At 59.5% G+C, this 16,956-nt stretch carries 19 protein-coding genes; 15 read left to right on the forward strand and 4 right to left on the reverse strand.

Annotation, left to right across the window (positions count from 1 at the left end; all coding sequences use genetic code 11):
- Positions 1–224: 224 nt before the first annotated feature.
- The gene (secA, locus tag AKG12_RS11265; protein WP_052819070.1) at positions 225–2,933 is read right to left on the reverse strand and encodes a preprotein translocase subunit SecA; all 2,709 of its coding nucleotides are present in this window, start codon (positions 2,931–2,933) and stop codon (positions 225–227) included.
- Between the two features lie 243 nt (positions 2,934–3,176).
- Between secA and AKG12_RS11270 the strand changes: the two genes are divergently transcribed.
- The 6 genes from AKG12_RS11270 (at position 3,177) to AKG12_RS11295 (ending at position 7,342) form a co-directional block, all read left to right on the forward strand.
- Entirely contained in the window at positions 3,177–4,043 is an 867-nt protein-coding gene (locus AKG12_RS11270) for a peptidylprolyl isomerase (RefSeq protein WP_046801918.1), read from the forward strand.
- Between the two features lie 92 nt (positions 4,044–4,135).
- A complete protein-coding gene (argJ, locus tag AKG12_RS11275) occupies positions 4,136–5,377 on the forward strand; it encodes a bifunctional glutamate N-acetyltransferase/amino-acid acetyltransferase ArgJ (protein ID WP_046801867.1) in 1,242 nt (413 codons plus the stop codon).
- Positions 5,378–5,395: 18 nt separating this feature from the next.
- Positions 5,396–6,172, forward strand: coding sequence for a GNAT family N-acetyltransferase (locus AKG12_RS11280; protein WP_046801868.1), 777 nt, complete (start codon positions 5,396–5,398; stop codon positions 6,170–6,172).
- Positions 6,169–6,582, forward strand: a complete 414-nt coding sequence (mutT, locus tag AKG12_RS11285; protein ID WP_046801869.1) for an 8-oxo-dGTP diphosphatase MutT — start codon at positions 6,169–6,171, stop codon at positions 6,580–6,582. The genes AKG12_RS11280 and mutT overlap by 4 nt, the downstream gene beginning before the upstream one ends.
- A 157-nt stretch (positions 6,583–6,739) precedes the next feature.
- Positions 6,740–7,054 carry a hypothetical protein gene (locus AKG12_RS11290; RefSeq protein WP_046801870.1) on the forward strand — a complete coding sequence of 105 codons (315 nt, stop codon included), beginning with the start codon at positions 6,740–6,742 and terminating at the stop codon, positions 7,052–7,054.
- Positions 7,055–7,150: 96 nt separating this feature from the next.
- The gene (locus tag AKG12_RS11295; protein ID WP_052818865.1) at positions 7,151–7,342 is read left to right on the forward strand and encodes a Flp family type IVb pilin; all 192 of its coding nucleotides are present in this window, start codon (positions 7,151–7,153) and stop codon (positions 7,340–7,342) included.
- Positions 7,343–7,360: 18 nt separating this feature from the next.
- On the opposite strand, the gene AKG12_RS11300 is transcribed toward AKG12_RS11295, so the two are convergent.
- Positions 7,361–8,242, reverse strand: a complete 882-nt coding sequence (locus AKG12_RS11300; RefSeq protein WP_052819071.1) for a methyltransferase domain-containing protein — start codon at positions 8,240–8,242, stop codon at positions 7,361–7,363.
- A 144-nt stretch (positions 8,243–8,386) separates the two neighbouring features.
- Here AKG12_RS11300 and AKG12_RS11305 point away from each other — a divergent pair, with 144 nt between their 5' ends.
- From AKG12_RS11305 to AKG12_RS11325, 5 genes are read left to right on the forward strand one after another with little or no spacing between them, the layout of a single operon-like run.
- Positions 8,387–9,178 (forward strand): ComF family protein, encoded by a 792-nt coding sequence (locus tag AKG12_RS11305; RefSeq protein ID WP_052818866.1) that lies wholly within the window; start codon positions 8,387–8,389, stop codon positions 9,176–9,178.
- A gap of 60 nt (positions 9,179–9,238) precedes the next feature.
- Complete coding sequence (grxC, locus tag AKG12_RS11310) at positions 9,239–9,493, forward strand: glutaredoxin 3 (protein WP_052818867.1); 255 nt, start codon at positions 9,239–9,241, stop codon at positions 9,491–9,493.
- A gap of 24 nt (positions 9,494–9,517) precedes the next feature.
- A complete protein-coding gene (locus AKG12_RS11315; RefSeq protein ID WP_052818868.1) occupies positions 9,518–10,378 on the forward strand; it encodes a carbon-nitrogen hydrolase family protein in 861 nt (286 codons plus the stop codon).
- A complete protein-coding gene (locus AKG12_RS11320) occupies positions 10,375–10,803 on the forward strand; it encodes a DUF1178 family protein (protein ID WP_046801875.1) in 429 nt (142 codons plus the stop codon). The genes AKG12_RS11315 and AKG12_RS11320 overlap by 4 nt, the downstream gene beginning before the upstream one ends.
- Positions 10,804–10,811: 8 nt before the next feature.
- Positions 10,812–11,381, forward strand: a complete 570-nt coding sequence (locus AKG12_RS11325) for a DUF3291 domain-containing protein (protein WP_052818869.1) — start codon at positions 10,812–10,814, stop codon at positions 11,379–11,381.
- Between the two features lie 8 nt (positions 11,382–11,389).
- On the opposite strand, the gene ubiG is transcribed toward AKG12_RS11325, so the two are convergent.
- Positions 11,390–12,136 (reverse strand): bifunctional 2-polyprenyl-6-hydroxyphenol methylase/3-demethylubiquinol 3-O-methyltransferase UbiG, encoded by a 747-nt coding sequence (gene ubiG, locus AKG12_RS11330; protein ID WP_052818870.1) that lies wholly within the window; start codon positions 12,134–12,136, stop codon positions 11,390–11,392.
- A gap of 257 nt (positions 12,137–12,393) precedes the next feature.
- Between ubiG and AKG12_RS11335 the strand changes: the two genes are divergently transcribed.
- Positions 12,394–13,218: an SH3 domain-containing protein gene (locus AKG12_RS11335; protein WP_052819072.1), complete on the forward strand. Its 825-nt coding sequence runs from the start codon at positions 12,394–12,396 to the stop codon at positions 13,216–13,218.
- A gap of 70 nt (positions 13,219–13,288) precedes the next feature.
- Here AKG12_RS11335 and AKG12_RS30715 read toward each other — a convergent pair whose 3' ends face one another.
- Positions 13,289–13,549: a DUF2934 domain-containing protein gene (locus AKG12_RS30715; protein WP_046801878.1), complete on the reverse strand. Its 261-nt coding sequence runs from the start codon at positions 13,547–13,549 to the stop codon at positions 13,289–13,291.
- 282 nt (positions 13,550–13,831) lie between these two features.
- On the opposite strand from AKG12_RS30715, the gene AKG12_RS11345 reads away from it, so the two are divergent.
- From AKG12_RS11345 to cysT, 3 genes are all read left to right on the forward strand, one after another.
- Positions 13,832–14,902: an enoyl-CoA hydratase/isomerase family protein gene (locus AKG12_RS11345; protein WP_052818871.1), complete on the forward strand. Its 1,071-nt coding sequence runs from the start codon at positions 13,832–13,834 to the stop codon at positions 14,900–14,902.
- Positions 14,903–15,071: 169 nt separating this feature from the next.
- Complete coding sequence (gene cysP / locus AKG12_RS11350; protein WP_052818872.1) at positions 15,072–16,058, forward strand: thiosulfate ABC transporter substrate-binding protein CysP; 987 nt, start codon at positions 15,072–15,074, stop codon at positions 16,056–16,058.
- Between the two features lie 76 nt (positions 16,059–16,134).
- Positions 16,135–16,956, forward strand: coding sequence for a sulfate ABC transporter permease subunit CysT (gene cysT / locus AKG12_RS11355; protein ID WP_046801881.1), 822 nt, complete (start codon positions 16,135–16,137; stop codon positions 16,954–16,956).

Raw genomic sequence — 16,956 nt, forward strand, 5'->3', positions numbered from 1 at the left:
GTGCTTAGCGGTTTTACGTCCGGAAAATGCGCAAAAAACAAATATCGTGAGCCCGTCCGACGCTTCCACCTGGACCGGATACGCTGATGAAAGCGTTTTCTGGAAGATGGTCAGGCTCCCATATTGGAAATCGCTGATATCCGTCAACAGCAATGAACGGGCGTAAAGAAAATCGTCCGTAACACGGGGTTACGGACGATCGCTATCAAAAACGGGGCTGCGGTTTACGCCTGTTCGTAAACACCGTGGCAATGTTTGTATTTCTTGCCCGATCCACAGGGGCACATTTCATTGCGCCCGATACGGCCCCAGCTGGCGGGGTTGTTGGGATCACGCTCCTCGGCAGGTACCAAAGCGACGGGTGCGCTATACGACATCTCGTCTTCGCCGGTGACGGGGTCGAGATGATGGGCGGTCATTTCCGGCAGTTCCGGCTGCTGAGGTTCCTGCTGCACCAGTTCCACGCGCATCAGCTGGGCGGTAACGCCTTCGCGCAGATTGGCAAGCAGTGCCTGGAACAGCTCGAAAGCTTCCGCCTTGTATTCCTGCAACGGATCGCGCTGGGCGTAACCACGGAAACCGACGACGGAGCGAAGGTGGTCGAGGTTGACGATATGTTCGCGCCACAGATGGTCGATCGTCTGGAGAATGACCGAGCGTTCGACATAGGTCATGATTTCAGGGCCGAAACGTTCCGCGCGTTCGGCGGCATATTTGTCGGCCGCCTCGGTGACGCGCTGGAGAATGTCGTCCTCGGCGATGCCTTCTTCCTTGGCCCATTCCTCCACCGGCAGGTCGAGGTTCAGGAACTGGGCGATACCGGCCTTCAGGCCAGCGATGTCCCACTGTTCGGCATAGGCATTTTCCGGAACATGCTTGGCGACGAGCGTCTCGATGACCTCGTTGCGCATGTCGGCTGCGGTTTCGCCGATATTGTCGGCTTCCATCAGTTCGAGGCGCTGCTCGAAGATCACCTTGCGCTGGTCGTTCAGCACATCGTCATATTTCAGAAGGTTCTTGCGGGTCTCGAAGTTGCGGGCTTCGACCTTCTTCTGGGCGCGTTCAAGCGCCTTGTTGATCCACGGATGGACGATTGCCTCGCCTTCCTTGAGGCCGAGCTTCTGCAGCATCGAGTCCATGCGCTCGGAGCCGAAGATGCGCATCAGGTCATCCTGGAGCGACAGATAGAATTTCGAGCGGCCCGGGTCACCCTGACGGCCGGAACGACCGCGCAGCTGGTTGTCGATACGGCGGCTTTCGTGGCGCTCGGTGGCGATGACGTAAAGACCGCCGGCAGCGAGGGCCTTTTCCTTCAGCACCCTGATTTCGGCGCGGATCGCTTCTTCCTTCGCGTCAAGCTCAGGGCCCGGCTCCATGCCTTCCAGTTCGCGCTCAAGGCGCATGTCGACGTTGCCGCCGAGCTGGATGTCGGTACCGCGGCCAGCCATGTTGGTGGCGATGGTGACGGCGCCGGGAACGCCGGCCTGCGAAACGATATAGGCTTCCTGCTCGTGGTAACGGGCGTTCAGAACCTGGAAATCGGTAAAGCCGGACTGGCGCAGCATATGGGCCAGAAGCTCGGATTTTTCGATCGATGTCGTGCCGACCAGAACCGGCTGGCCACGCTCATGCGCCGCCTTGATCTCGGTGATGATCGCGAGGAATTTCTCCTCGCCGGTGCGGTAAACCTCGTCGTCCTCGTCGATACGCTGGATCGGCAGGTTGGTCGGCACTTCGATGACATCGAGGCCGTAGATGTTGCCGAACTCTTCCGCTTCCGTCGAAGCCGTACCGGTCATGCCAGCGAGCTTTGCGTACATGCGGAAATAATTCTGGAAGGTGACGGAGGAAAGCGTCTGGTTTTCCGGCTGAATCTGCACCTTTTCCTTGGCTTCCAGAGCCTGGTGCTGACCTTCGGAATAACGGCGGCCCGGCATCATGCGGCCGGTAAACTCGTCGATGATGACGATTTCGTCGTTGCGGACGATGTAGTCCTTGTCGCGGGTGAAGAGCTTGTGGGCCTTCAGCGCATTGTTGATGTGGTGAACGATGGCGACGTTTTCGATGTCGTAAAGCGATTCGCCCTTCAGAAGACCCGCCTGCCGCAGCAGGTTCTCGAGCTTTTCGGTGCCGTCTTCGGAGAAGTTGGCCGAGCGCTGCTTTTCATCGATTTCGTAGTCTTCCGGCGACAGAAGCGGAATGAAGGCGTCGATGGTGTTGTAGAGGTCGGAGCGGTCGTCCAGCGGGCCGGAGATGATGAGCGGCGTGCGCGCCTCATCGACGAGGATCGAGTCGACTTCATCGACGATCGCATAGTTGTGGCTACGCTGCACCATCTGGGCGCGGTCGTATTTCATGTTATCGCGCAGATAATCGAAGCCGAGCTCGTTATTCGTCGCGTAGGTGATGTCGCAGGCATAGGCCTCGCGGCGCTGGTCGTCGTCCAGACCGTGCACGATGACGCCGGTCGTCAGCCCGAGGAAGCCGTAGAGCCTGCTCATCGTGGCCGCGTCGCGCTTGGCGAGATAGTCGTTGACGGTGACGACATGCACGCCCTTGCCGGCGAGTGCGTTGAGGTAGACCGCAAGGGTCGCCACCAGCGTCTTGCCTTCACCGGTCTTCATTTCGGCGATGGCGCCGCCATGAAGGATCATGGCGCCGGTCAGCTGCACGTCGAAGGGGCGCATGTGCAGAACACGGCGCGACGCCTCACGGGCGACAGCGAAAGCCGGGATCAGAAGATCGTCCAGCGATTTGCCGTCGGCAAGCTGCTGGCGAAACTCCGCCGTCTTTGCCGCCAGCGCCTCATCGGACAAAGCCTTGGTGGCCTCTTCCAGCGCATTGATGGCTGCGATCTTGCTTTTATAGGAGCGGACGCGGCGTTCATTTGCCGAACCGAACAACTTGCGGGCTATTCCGCCGAGACTGACCATCTTACTGGCCCTTTCTGAAATTCCGTTTTCGCGGGCGCTTTTCTCCGTCACGCTGATTTCAGCAACAAATGACGGACTTCGCCCTTCAACGTATCTGGACGCGAGGTTGCGTGACAGATAAGAGGGGGGGCAAATGATGTCAACGGTTCTGCCCGTTACAGAATGGCCACAATCCGGTGTTTGGAAGTTTTTTCAGAGCCGGAAACCATGTCTGGAGCCGGCATTGTCCCCGAAAGGTTCAAAATGTTGCGCTATAATAAAATTGCGGCTGCGGTGATTGTGGCCACGCTCGGCCTCCAGCTTCCGGCTTTTGCACAGGAAGACAAGGTTGTCGCCAAGGTCGGCGATCTGGAAATCCACCAGTCCGAACTCGACCTCGCCATGGGCAACCTCGATCCGCAGCTCGCGCAGCTTCCCGACGAGCAGAAGAAGGTTGCAGCCCTTTCCGGCGCGATCGACGTCAAGCTTCTCGTGAAGAACGCCAGCGCAGAAGGCCTCGAAAAGACCGAGGACTTCAAGAAGCGCATGGAATTCATTCAGGACCGTGAGCTGCACAATGCCTATTTCCGCAAGCATGTGGTCGATGCCGTTACCGCTGACGAAGTGAAGGCGCGCTACGACAAGGAAGTCGCAGCCCTGCCGCAGGAAGAAGAAATCAAGGCTGCCCACATCCTCGTCGCCAGCGAAGACGACGCCAAGGACATCATCAAGCAGCTTGATTCGGGCAAGGATTTCGCCGCACTCGCCAAGGAAAAGTCGACCGATTCCAACAAGGATGACGGTGGCGATCTCGGCTGGTTCGGCAAGGGTCGCATGGTGCCGGAATTCGAAGAAGCCGCTTTCGGCCTCGAAAAGGGCGCCTACACCAAGACCCCGGTGAAGACGCAGTTCGGCTTCCACGTCATCAAGCTGGAAGACAAGCGCATCGCCCCGCCGCCGGCTTTCGAGCAGGTCGAGCCGCAGGTTCGTCAGCTTGTCATGCGTGACAAGTATGTTGCCCTCATCGAGAAGGCAAAGGCTGACCAGAAGATCGAAATCATGGATGAGACGCTGAAGAAGGGCTACGACGAAGCCACGAAGGAACAGCAGGCTCAGCAGCCGCAGCAGTAATAAATACCCACGTTACGGGGCGGCTTTGAGGCCGCCCCGTTTCATCTCCGGCACTTCCATACCTCCCATTTCCAGAATTTCAGGCGCTTCCCATGTCCGTTGCCGTTTCCCCGCTCGCTCCGAAATCCTATCCCGACATGCCTGCGCTGCGCGGCGTTCGCATGGCGACGGCCGCTGCTGGCATCAAGTACAAGAACCGCACCGACGTTCTGCTGATGGTGTTCGACAAGCCGGCAAGTGTGGCCGGCGTTTTCACCAAATCGAAATGCCCCTCGGCCCCGGTCGATTTCTGCCGCGCCAATCTCGGCGGCGGCGCAGCACGTGCCGTGGTGGTCAATTCCGGCAATGCCAATGCCTTCACCGGCATCAAGGGCAAGGCCGCAACCGAGCTGACGGCGAAATCCGCCGCCGCTGCCGTCGGCTGCTCTGAAGGTGAAGTGTTTCTGGCTTCGACCGGCGTGATCGGCGAACCGCTGGACGCCTCAAAATTTGCGGGTGTTCTCGGCGACATGAACGTTAGGGCGGAAGCCGATTTCTGGCAGGAAGCTGCCAAGGCGATCATGACGACCGACACCTATCCCAAGGTCGCGACCCGCACAGCCGAGATCGGCGGCGTGATCGTGACGATCAATGGCATTTCCAAGGGGGCGGGCATGATTGCCCCCGATATGGCGACGATGCTCTCATTTGTGGTGACGGATGCCGATATTGAGCCTGCCGCGCTGCAATCCCTGCTTTCGGCCGGTGTCGGCCCGACCTTTAATTCCGTGACCGTCGATAGCGACACGTCCACGTCAGACACGCTGATGCTGTTTGCTACCGGTGCGGCGGCTGAGGACGGCCAGGTGAAGGTGACGAGCGCCGATGATGAGCGCCTCTCCTCCTTCCGCACCGCCCTCAATGATCTCCTGAAGGATCTGGCGCTGCAGGTGGTGCGTGACGGTGAGGGCGCACGCAAGATGGTGGAAGTCACCGTCACCGGCGCGGAAAACGATGCCGCCGCCAAAAAGATCGCCCTTTCCATCGCCAATTCACCGCTGGTGAAAACGGCCGTTGCAGGTGAAGACGCAAATTGGGGTCGTGTCGTCATGGCCGTTGGCAAATCAGGCGAAATGGCTGATCGAGACCGTCTCGCCATCTGGTTCGGCGGCGTGCGCGTGGCCGTGAATGGCGAGCGCGACCCGGATTATTCGGAAGTGGAGACCACCGCCGTGATGCGGCTGGAAGACATTCCGGTGAAGGTGGATATCGGTCTCGGCCAGGGTACGGCCACGGTCTGGACCTGCGACCTGACCAAGGAATATGTTGCGATCAACGGCGACTACCGGAGCTGACCGTTGGAGCCGAAGAGAATGCAGGACAACAAGGCCGTCAATCTGCCGCTGGTTCGCCGTCTGGAAGCCGTCAGCTTCCGGGCATGGCCTGCCTCGTCGGTAATTTATGACGGCAGCTGGCAAATCCGCCTGACGGGTTCGCATCCCTCCAAGCGCATCAACTGCGTAGTGCCGCTGGATCCCTCCGACTATGGCAACAGCGCGGTGCGGCTGGAAAAGGCGCGCAAACGTTTTGAGGATTTCGGGCGCCCGCTGGTGGTACGCGAAACGACGCTGATGCCGCCGCAACTGAAGGACTTTCTGGTCAAGGACGGCTGGTCCGTGTTCGAGGAAGTCAAGGTGATGACGGCTGATCTTTCCGGCATGGAGCTTCCGGAGACGCTCGTCAGCCTGCCGAGCCACGATATTGGCCGCTTTGTGGAAGCCAGTCTCAAGGTCAGCGATGGCGATGTGGCCCTGCGTCCGGCGATTGCCGAGATCGTCAGTTCCATCAAGCCGACGCTCGGCCTGTTCATCAACGAAGAAGTTGAAGGCCGCCCGCTTGCGACTGTTATTTGCGTGCAGGATAACGATCTTGCCGGCATCATCTCCCTCGATGTCGACAAGTCGCAACGACAAAAGGGTCTCGGCACGCAGATTTTAGCCTCGGCGCTGCGCTGGGCCAGGATCAGCGGCGCGAAAAGCGCATGGTTGCAGGTGGTTTCCACCAATGCTGCCGCGATTGCGCTCTATGAAAAATTCGGTTTCACCGAGGCTTATCGTTACCGCTATTGGCACAAGGGTGCAGAAGAATGAGTGAGGCGGGCAAAAAAATCCTGCTGGTCGCTGCCTGCGCGCTTCTCGATCAGGACGGCCGTATCCTTCTGGCGCAGCGTCCGGAAGGCAAATCGCTGGCCGGCCTTTGGGAATTTCCCGGTGGCAAGGTGGAGCACGGCGAGACGCCGGAAGAGACCCTTGTTCGCGAGCTCGACGAAGAACTGGGTATCAAGACCAAGGTCGCTTGCCTCGCACCGCTGACCTTCGCCAGCCATACTTATGAGACCTTTCACCTGCTGATGCCGCTCTATGTGTGCCGCCGTTATGAAGGCATCCCGCATGGGCGGGAAGGGCAGGCGCTTAAATGGGTAAAGCCGCAAGCCTTGCGTGACTACCCCATGCCGCCGGCCGACGAGCCGCTTATCCCTTTCCTGCAGGATCTGCTTTAAGGCGACGCCTGCCGCTTTACGCGTAACAGCTTCGTGAAAACGCCCTTGTAACCCCGCTTTGCCGTGCCAAAACGGGCCTGCGTTAAGAGATCGTTCAGCACCCTCTGGCAGATTGTTAATCTAAAGAAGCGGTAAACTGCGCGAGACGAGGTTGGTCATGAACGAGGATTTCTGGAAGACGGTGGAAGGTCGTCACTCTTATTCCGATAAATCCCGTCGCACCGGCGTTCTTAATGTCGCGCTGCTTTTCGGCACAGCCGTTATCGCTCTCTCCCTGATCATCACCCCGATGCTTGCCGGAAAATCATCCACCCGTGTGGCTCAGTTTCCCGACAATTATGACATGATCAGCACCGGCTCGATCAAGAAAACCGATATGGGCAAGACCTATTCCATCCGCCGCAGCATAACCCAGCCGATGCCGGAAATGCCCTGCGTCGTGACCGGTTACAACAACGATAGCGGTTGCTGATCGTTTACTATCATCCGTAACCGATTCCTCACACTCGTCGCCTTAAGATATATTCGATTTCAATAAAGCATAGTGCCGGCCGGCGGGATAAACCGGATGGCGGATGGGGAATATCCTGTGCTGCGTTCTTTTATCAATTTCTGCAAAAACGAAGACGGGGCTACCGCAGTCGAATACGGTCTGATCGTCGCCGTGATTTCTGTCGGAATTATTGGCGGCGCAAGTGCCGTCAGCACCAGTATCAATGCCATATTCCAGTTCATAGCCGATACTTTTGCCGAGTTTTAACCCCTTTAGGCCGACCACTCAGGACAGTTTCACCTCGGTTGTCTTCAACGCATCGGCCAGACGAACCTTGGCGGAGCCGGGCTTCAGCGGTTTCTGCTGGCTCTCATGCGGCGCCCAGCCCGAAACATAAATGATGGAAAAAGTCGCCCTTATCCGTCCGTCCGGATCGGAATAACGTTCTGCGTAAAGCTCCGCCGCGCGCAGGAAGAACGCGCGGTTGAGCGGTTTTCTGCTGCGGCTTGCCAGGGGATTGGCCATGCCCATGGCGCGCAGGTCGCGCATCAGCGGGAAAATCGAATCGTACCGCACCGTATAGGTTTCCGAATCGGTGACCGGAAGCGCAAAGCCGGCGCGCTGCAGAAGCGCACCGACATCACGCACATCGGCGAAAGGAATGACACGTGGGCTGGCGCCCCCAGTCAGTTCCGCCTCCGCCGTCAGCAGCACGTCGCGCAGTTCATGCAAGGTGCCGCTGCCGGGAATGGCGCCTAAAAACAGGCCATCCGGCTTCAATGCCCGCCGGATCTGGATCAGCGCGCCGGGCGTATCATTGGTGAGATGCAGTGCAAGCGGCGAAACGACGAGATTGGCGGACGCCTCCTCAAGCGGCAGATGTTCCATTGAGGCTGCCTGCGGAATATTCCCATCCGTGGCAAAACAGCTCTCGGTCTCGATACGGCGGATTGCCTCCACCTTGCCCGTCTCGGCCAGGCGCTGCGCGGTGATGCCGGTCCCGCCATGCAGTTCGATCGCGGTCTCGAATTGGCGCTCGACAATGGCGAGCCTGTCGGCGAGTTCTTCAGCTGCCATATCGAGAAGAAACAGGGCCTTGTCGTCGCGCCGGTTCCATGCCCGGCGGCGGTTTTGTTCGATCAGGGCCTGGTCAAAGAGAATATCCATCGTCTTGCCTGCTCGGCCAATAGCGCCTTCGGGATCGGCGGGCCGTATCTTTGCTGTCATGCCCCCTTGGGGCATCGTTTTCCGGTCACTGGCCGGACCATATCGCTCTCGCAAAGGCACCTGTTCGGCGCTAAAGTCAACCTCATGGGTGCTGGTGACGATCTGTTTTCGGGGTTGCTGTCGAAGTCCGCCACCGTGCCGGCCGCTGCCCGTGGTCTGTTGCGCGCGGCCTTCCGCATGGTTTATCCGCCAACCTGCGCGGGCTGCAATCGCATGACCGGCGGCGAGGGGGCGTTGTGTCCCGATTGCTGGCGGGAGGTTGCCTTCATCGAACGGCCTTTCTGCGAGGTTTTGGGCATCCCCTTTTCGCGTGACCATGGCGAAGGGGTTGTCAGTGCGCAGGCAATTGCCGATCCGCCACCCTTTGATCGCCTGCGCGCCGTCGCCAGCCATGAGGGCACTGCCCGCAAGCTGGTGCATCGTCTGAAATATCAGGACCGCACCGATCTCGCCGGGTTGATGGCGCTGTGGATGCTGCGGGCAAGCGACGGAACGGTGGATGCCTGCGATTGCGTTGTGCCTGTGCCCTTACATCGTCATCGTTTCCTGCGCCGTCGCTTCAATCAGTCCGCTGAGCTGGCGCGGCATCTGGCGAGGGCGGCCGGCAAACCCCTGCTCGCCGGCACGCTGTTGCGCGTAAAGCCGACCGAGCGTCAGGTGGGGCTTTCCGCACTTGCCCGGCGGGATAATGTGCGCGGTGCTTTTTCGTTTGCGCCCGGCCGGGAAACCGATGTTCATGGCAAGCGCGTGGTGCTGGTGGACGACGTCTACACAACCGGAGCGACGGTGGGTGCGGCAAGCCGCGCCCTGCGCAAGGCAGGTGCCGCGGATGTGACAGTTTTGACCTTTGCAATGGCCATTTCCGGGCCTATATGAAGCCTGAATAACATGAGGAAACCGTGCGTCTGATCGCACGTTTGCGAGGCTTTGAAAGACATGGCACCGGTAACGATCTATACGCGGGATTTTTGTGGTTATTGCGCGCGCGCCAAGGCGCTGCTGGACAGCAAGGGCGTTGATTATGCGGAGTATAACGCCACCACGACACCGGAATACCGGCGGGAAATGATCGAGAAATCCGGCGGAACGACCTTTCCGCAAATCTTCATCAATGGCGAGCTTGTTGGTGGTTGCGACGATCTGCATGCCCTGGAGCGTGCCGGCAAACTGGACGCGATGCTGGCTGCCTGATCGGCCCGATCGACGGAGGATGTGATGAGTTTCAAGGCTGCCGCCATCCAGATGCGCTCCGGCGTTGATCCGGCGAAAAACGCCGCCGACATGGAACGGCTGGTGCGCGCCGCTGCGGCGGAAGGCGCTGTTTATGTGCAGACCCCGGAAATGACGGGTGCAATCCAGAAGGACAGACAGGCGCTTCGTGCCCAGCTGCGTGATGATGACGGTGACATCATCGTTGCGACCGCCTCGCGCCTTGCGCGCGAACTCGGTATTCATGTCCATGTCGGCTCGACGGCGATTGCCAGGCCAGATGGCAAGATCGCCAATCGCGGATTTTTCTTCGCGCCGGATGGTTCGCGCATCTGCAGCTATGACAAGATCCACATGTTCGATGTCGATCTCGACAATGGCGAAAGCTGGCGCGAAAGCGCTGCCTATGAGCCCGGTGAAGTGGCGCGTATCGCCGCACTTCCCTTGGCGAAATTCGGCTTTGCTATCTGCTATGACGTCCGTTTCCCGCAGCTTTTCCGCGCAGAAGCGCTGGCCGGCGCCGAAGTTCTGACGGTGCCCGCCGCCTTCACCCGCCAGACGGGGGAGGCCCATTGGGAAATCCTGCTGCGCGCCCGCGCCATTGAAAACGGCGCTTTCGTCATCGCTGCCGCGCAGGCCGGCGTGCATGAGGACGGGCGTGAAACGTTCGGCCATTCCATCATCATCGACCCTTGGGGCAAGGTTCTGGCCATGGCCGGCGGCGGCGGGGAAGAGATCATCTTCGCCGAGATCGATACGGCGCTGGTGGTGGCTGCGCGCGGAAAAATTCCCAATCTGCGCAATGCCCGCGAATTCGGGCTGGATACGGTTATTCCCCTGAAACCTGCAGGAGGTGAGGCGGCGTGATCCGTTATGCGCTGGCCTGTGAGAAGGGCCATGAGTTTGAAGGCTGGTTTGCCGGTAGCGACGATTTCGATAATCAGTTGCAGCGTGGCTTCCTGTCCTGCCCAGTCTGCAATTCCGTGCAGGTCTCCAAACTTCTGATGGCGCCTTCGGTCTCCACCGCCCGCAAGAAGGACGAACGCCAGACGCTCGCCATGGACACGGCGAAAAAGGAAGCGATTGCGAAAATCCGCGAGGCCGTCGCCAATATCCGCGCCAATGCGGAGGATGTCGGGGATAAATTCCCTGAGGAAGCCCGCAAAATCCATTATGGCGAGGCGGACGAGCGCGGCATCATCGGCAATGCCTCCGTGCAGGAAGCCAAGGCCCTGCTGGACGAGGGCATCGAAATCGCGCCGCTGCCGTCGTTACCTGACGACATAAACTGAGTTTGCGTATGCGGGTAGCAATCTATAATTTCGGAATACAGATTGCCGCCTACGATGATCCCGCCGTTGCGGGATTTGCCCGGCGCGAACCTTTGAATTTCATGTCCGCCGAACGCTCGGAGGGTTTCATCGGTCGGTCTGGTTACGAAGGCGAACCAGGACCCGCAAGCTGGGGCGTGCAGGTCTTCCCGCGTTTCCTGAAGGAAAACGGCGCTACAAGCGGTGTTTCATCCTTTTCGCTCTGGCGCGATCTCGAATCGCTGATGGCGTATTCCTACTCCGGCGTGCATGCGGAGGCTCTGAAGCACGGACGCAACTGGAATGCTCCACAGAAATGGCCGCCGCTTGTTCTATGGTGGGTGGATGCGGCGGATAATCCCCTCTGGACGGATGCCGTCAGAAGGTTCGAGCATCTGCACGACCACGGCCCGTCGCCACAGGCGTTCAATTTCAAACAGCCTTTCGCGGCGAACGGAACTCCGGTTGAAATCGACCGTGCCGAGGTCCGGAAGATCGCCGCAAGAAATGCTGCCGGGCAAAAGGAACTGCTGTCGGCGGTGCAGGCTATTCCAGTCTGAATGCCGACTTATACCGGCCGTTTCGCCAGCATCATATAGTTGACGTCCATATCCGGCGAGAGATTCCAGCGATCCTGCAGGACGTTGTAGAAGACGCCGGTGCGGTGGATGATATCCATGCCGCTTGCCACCATCGGCCGCTCAAGCTCCTCCGGGCGAACCAGCTTCTCATATTGGTGGGTGCCGCGTGGCAGCCAGCGCAGCACGTTCTCGGCGGCGAAGATGGCGAGTGCCCTGGCTTTCAGCGTGCGGTTGATCGTGGCGGCGAACATCAGCCCGCCGGGGCGCACCATTTTGGCGCAGGTGGTGACGAAGAAATCAACATTCGCCACGTGCTCCACCACCTCCATATTGAGGATGACGTCGAAGGTTTCGCCGGCCTCCTGCAATTGTTCGGCAGTTATGGCGCGGTAGTCGACGGTGACGCCGCTTTCATGCGCATGGGTGGAGGCAATGCCGATATTCTTCTCCGAGGGATCGGCACCTACCACGGTGGCGCCCATGCGCGCTACGGGTTCGGAAAGCAGGCCGCCGCCGCAGCCGATATCCAGCACGCGCAGCCCCTCCAGCGGGCGATGCGCCTTTGGGTCGCGGCCGAAATTCTCGCAGACGCGGTTGCGGATATATTCCAGCCGCACCGGATTGAACTTGTGCAGCGGGCGGAACTTGCCCGTCGGGCTCCACCATTCGGCAGCCATCGCGGAGAAACGATCCACTTCGCTCTGGTCGATGGTCGTCTGTGCGGTTTCGCTCATGGTTCTGCTCCATATTGCTGTTGCACTGAAGTCGGATGATTGCCCCCCGAAGTCAAGACCGACGGGTCATTCCGCCGGCAATTTATCGGGGGCGCAATGCCGCAGGTGGAACTGATTGGGCACCTCATTTGTTTCATGCTGCGTTCATGGAGAGACGCGTATTTTCCGATCGTGGCAGTATGCGGAACGCATACTCGTCCATCTAAGACGATGGATGCCGACAAGGGCAAAGCGGGCCTTTGCTTGAGGAGAAAGAAGTGAAGAGAAAACTGTTTGGCGCAATTGCGCTGGTGGCCATGCTTGCTGCGCCGGCACTTGCCGAAGCCGCGACACGCGGCTTTGCCACAGCGAACGTGAATATGCGCTCCGGCCCGAGCACGGCTTACCCGGCCGTCGTCGTGATCCCGAACGGCGCACCGCTCACGGTGCATGGTTGCCTGTCCGATACACCCTGGTGCGACGTTTCCTTTGTGGCCGGTCGCGGCTGGGTCGCCGGACGCTATATCGAAACCACCTATCGGCAGAACCGGGTCTATGTCGAGCCGCGCTACTACCGCGATCTCGGCGTGCCGATCATCACCTTCGAAGCCGGCCGCTATTGGGACCGCTATTATCGCGACCGCGATTTTTACCGCGAGCGTGATCGCTGGCGTCGCCCGTCCGGCGGTTACTGGAATGCCGCACCTCCGCCGCCGCGTGCGGACTGGGATCGCCCGCGTCCGCGCGACGAGTGGCGTGATGGCCGCCGGGATGACTGGCGCGACGGCCGCCGCGATGAGTCGCGTGATCCGCGCCAGGGCGGCGGACCGAATGACGGCCGCTGGGAACGTCGTTATGGCGACTGGAACCAGGGTGATCGCAATCAGGGTGACAGAAATCAGGGCGACAGGCCGCGCCGGGAGGACAATCGCCCCCGCGTTGAAGACGAAAACCGCGACCGCAACCGTGACCGTCAACCAAATGAGAGTGGGGGTCGGCTCCCTCCGGAACGTCGCCAGTGGGATGATCCACGCCGCGCGCCCGCTTCGGAAAATCTCCGGGGCGGCTGCCGGACCGGCGATCCGGGCTGCGACCCACGCTAAACAGACAAAGCCCGGCGAGATTTCGTCGGGCTTTTTCATTTGGTGCTTCAGATGACTACGTTGGGGGGCTTTATTTCGCAGCGACAGCCTTGCGAGCGCGGGCTTTGGGTTTCGCTGGGGCTTCTGCATCCGGTGCCGCCGCATCAGCGGAGACGGCTTTGGGAGCTGCCTTCTTGCGCTGCGCTGGTTTCGTCGCTTCCGATGTCTTCAGAAGTGAAAATTCATGTTTTGCCTGTTCCCAATGTTCCGCATCGCGGCCGTGGGGGTGGCCTTCCTTTTCCCAGAGTGTATAGGCGCGTTTGCTGATCCACTCGTTTTCCGAAACCTGCATGCTCGTCTCCCGTTGCTGTTTACAGCGCCTTTGAGAAGGCGACATTCCGCTTGGTCCGGCACACGCTCGACAGGAATCAATGCCGGCATTTCCAAGACCCATTACATGCCATGATCTTCCGGGCGTCAAGCAAACATGCTGCATTGCGAAAGCGGATTTCAGGCATTTTACGCCTGAGAAAGCGGTTTGGGCGAAAGACGTTCCCACACGACAAGATCAACGTTGCGTGATTGCGCCAAGGCCGCCAAGATGGGCGGATAACTGGCAGCGGAGGAGGCGAGATTGGAACTGAGAACCGAAGCGGAGGTGCAGGTCATCGTCGAGAAACGGCAAGGGGCCGGCATCATCAGCCTCAACCGTCCGAAAGCCATCAATAGCCTGACATTGCCGATGGTGCGTGCCCTGTTTCAAGCGCTTCAGCGTTTTGAGGACGATGCCGGCATTTCCTGCGTCGTGCTGACGGGGGAGGGCGAAAAAGGGCTCTGCGCCGGCGGCGATGTCCGCGTCATTCACGACCTCGGCAAGGCGGGCGACCCGCAGGTGCTTGATTTCTGGCGGGAAGAATTCCCGCTTAACTATCGGATCGCCCGTTTTGGCAAACCCTATGTGGCGTTCATGGATGGCATCGTCATGGGTGGCGGCGTCGGCATTTCTGCTCATGGCAGCCACCGCATCGTCACCGAGCGCACAAGGCTCGCCATGCCGGAAACGGGCATTGGTTATTTCCCTGATGTGGGCGGTTCCTGGCTTTTGCCGAAGGCGCCGGGCGAATGCGGCACGTGGCTCGGGCTAACCGGCAACGCCGTTACCGCTGCCGACGCGATCTATGCCGGGTTTGCCGATTATTTCGTCCCTTCGGACCGTCTCGAAGCTCTGATGCAGGATCTGTCGCAAACGACGGATGTCGAAGGCGTGGAGGCAGCGATAGCGGCCTATGCCATTGATGGGGGTGAAGGCGTGCTGGCTGCAAACCGGGATATCATCGATGCGACATTCCGTTTCGATACGGTCGAGGAAATTTTCGCAGCGCTCTCGACGCGGGATGATGCCTTTTCGCGAGAAACACTTGAGGTTCTGCAAAAACGCTCTCCCACCAGCCTGAAATTGACACTGAAGCTTCTGCGACTTGGCCGCGAAAGCGCGAGCCTGATCGAGTGCCTGGAACGGGAGTTTGCCGCCGGCACCGAGATGTTGCGCCAGCATGATTTTTACGAAGGCGTGCGTGCAGCCTTGGTCGACAAGGACCGCAACCCCCGCTGGCGACCTGCGCGGCTGGATGAAGTGCGGGAGGAGGATATTTCACGCTACCTAGTCGATCATTCCGGCAATCTGTTTCCCGAACATCGTCTCTAGGTAGACGCAAAAGAAATCCGGCTTGTCGCCATATATGAAATTATCGCCTTTAGAAATTCTGTTCTTTGGGCGAAATTTCCAATTCATGATCCCGTAAAGCACAGCTGTTTCTCGCCGCAGTTGCCTCCGCCCTCTATGTTGAGGACCATTCGATTTTCCGGGGGTATTCATGAAACGACTTCTCATTATCGGCACTGCCATTGCCGCCCTTTTTGCAGGCGCGGCGCAGGCGCAGTCTCCGACCACTATTCTTAACGCCTCCTACGATGTCGCCCGCGAGGTTTTTGCCGCTGAGAACGAGGCTTTCATCAAGCAGCACCCGGGCGTCATTGTCGATCAGTCGCATGCCGGCACCTCCAAACAGGCGCGCGCCATTGTTGAGGGTCTGGAAGCTGATGTCGTTACCTTCAACCAGGTGACCGACGTTGATTTTCTGGTGAAGCAGGGTTTTGTCTCCGCCGACTGGCAGAAGGATTTCCCGAACGACGCGTCGCCGTTCTATTCCTTTCCGTCCTTCCTCGTGCGGGCCGGCAATCCCAAGGGCATCAAGGATTGGGACGACCTCGCCCGTGACGACGTGAAGGTCGTTTTCCCCAATCCGAAAACCTCTGGCAACGCCCGGTACACCTATCTCGCCGCCACGGCTTACGCCAAGGAGAAGTTCAACGGCGACGAGAAGAAGGTCCAGGAATTCGTCAAGAAAATCTTCGACAACACCCCGGTTTTCGACACGGGCGGCCGTGCGGCCACCACCACTTTCGTCGAGCGTGAAATCGGCGACGTGCTGATCACTTTTGAGGCCGAGACCCGTGGCATTGCCAAGCAATATGGCAAGGACAAGGTTGAGGGCGTCGTGCCTTCCGTCAGCCTGCTGGCAGAATTCCCGGTGGCGGTGGTGGACAAGGTGGCCGACAAGCGCGGTTCGCGTGAACTGGCCAAGAGTTACCTTGATTTCCTCTATACGGAAGAAGGCCAGCGCATTGCGGCGCAGTTCGGCCACCGCGTGCACGACGAAAAAGTCGTCGGCGAATTCAAGGGTGACTTTCCGGCCATTCGCCTCGTCAACGTCAACGACGTGTTCGGCGGCTGGGATAAAATCCAGAAAGAGCATTTTGCATCCGGCGCGACGCTTGATACGCTTTACGGCAGCCGCTAATCACAACGAAACAGAACTTGAAAACGACCCGGCGGGAAACTGCCGGGTCGCTTCATGATGAAATGGGGGCGGGGGTTTGAAGCGGAATGTTCTGCCGGGGCTAAAATTGTCCCTTGGCGTTACCCTGACTTACGTTGCCATCATCGTGCTCCTGCCGCTCTCGGCGCTGGTGTTCAAGGCGGCAAGCCTTGGGCCGGCCGAATATTGGGCGATCATTTCTTCGCCGCGCGCCGTTGCCAGTTATCGCGTCACCGTGCTCTGCGCGCTGGCCGCCACGTTGTTCAATGTCATCTTCGGGCTGGCACTCGCCTGGGTGCTGACGCGTTACCGCTTTCCCGGCTGGCGTCTCGTTGATGCCATTGTCGATCTGCCCTTTGCGCTGCCCACCGCCGTTGCCGGCATTGCGTTGACGACGCTGTTTGCGGGCAATGGCTGGTTCGGTTCGCTGCTGGCGCCGCTCGGCATCAAGGTGGCCTATACGCCACTTGGCATCATGGTGGCGATGGCCTTTACCAGCCTGCCCTTCATCGTGCGCACCGTGCAGCCGGTGCTGGAAGATCTCGATCCGGCGCTGGAGGAAGCGGCGCAATCGCTTGGTGGTTCTGATCTGGAAATCTTCCGCAAGGTCATCCTGCCGCTTTTGACGCCCGCTCTTCTGGCCGGTCTGTCGCTTTCCTTCGCCCGCAGCCTCGGTGAATTCGGAGCGATCATCTTCATTGCCGGCAACCAGCCTTTTTCGACGGAGATCACCGCGCTGCTGATCTTCATCCGGCTTGAGGAATATGATTACCAGGCCGCCGCCGCCATCGCCTCCGTGCTGCTCATCACCGCTTTCGTAATGCTGGCCGTGACCAATTATCTGCAGACACGGGCGTTGCGCTACACGGTGAGGAGCTAG

It is taken from the genome of Agrobacterium sp. SUL3, from assembly GCF_001263295.1.
GTDB classification, from domain to species: Bacteria; Pseudomonadota; Alphaproteobacteria; order Rhizobiales; family Rhizobiaceae; genus Agrobacterium; species Agrobacterium tomkonis.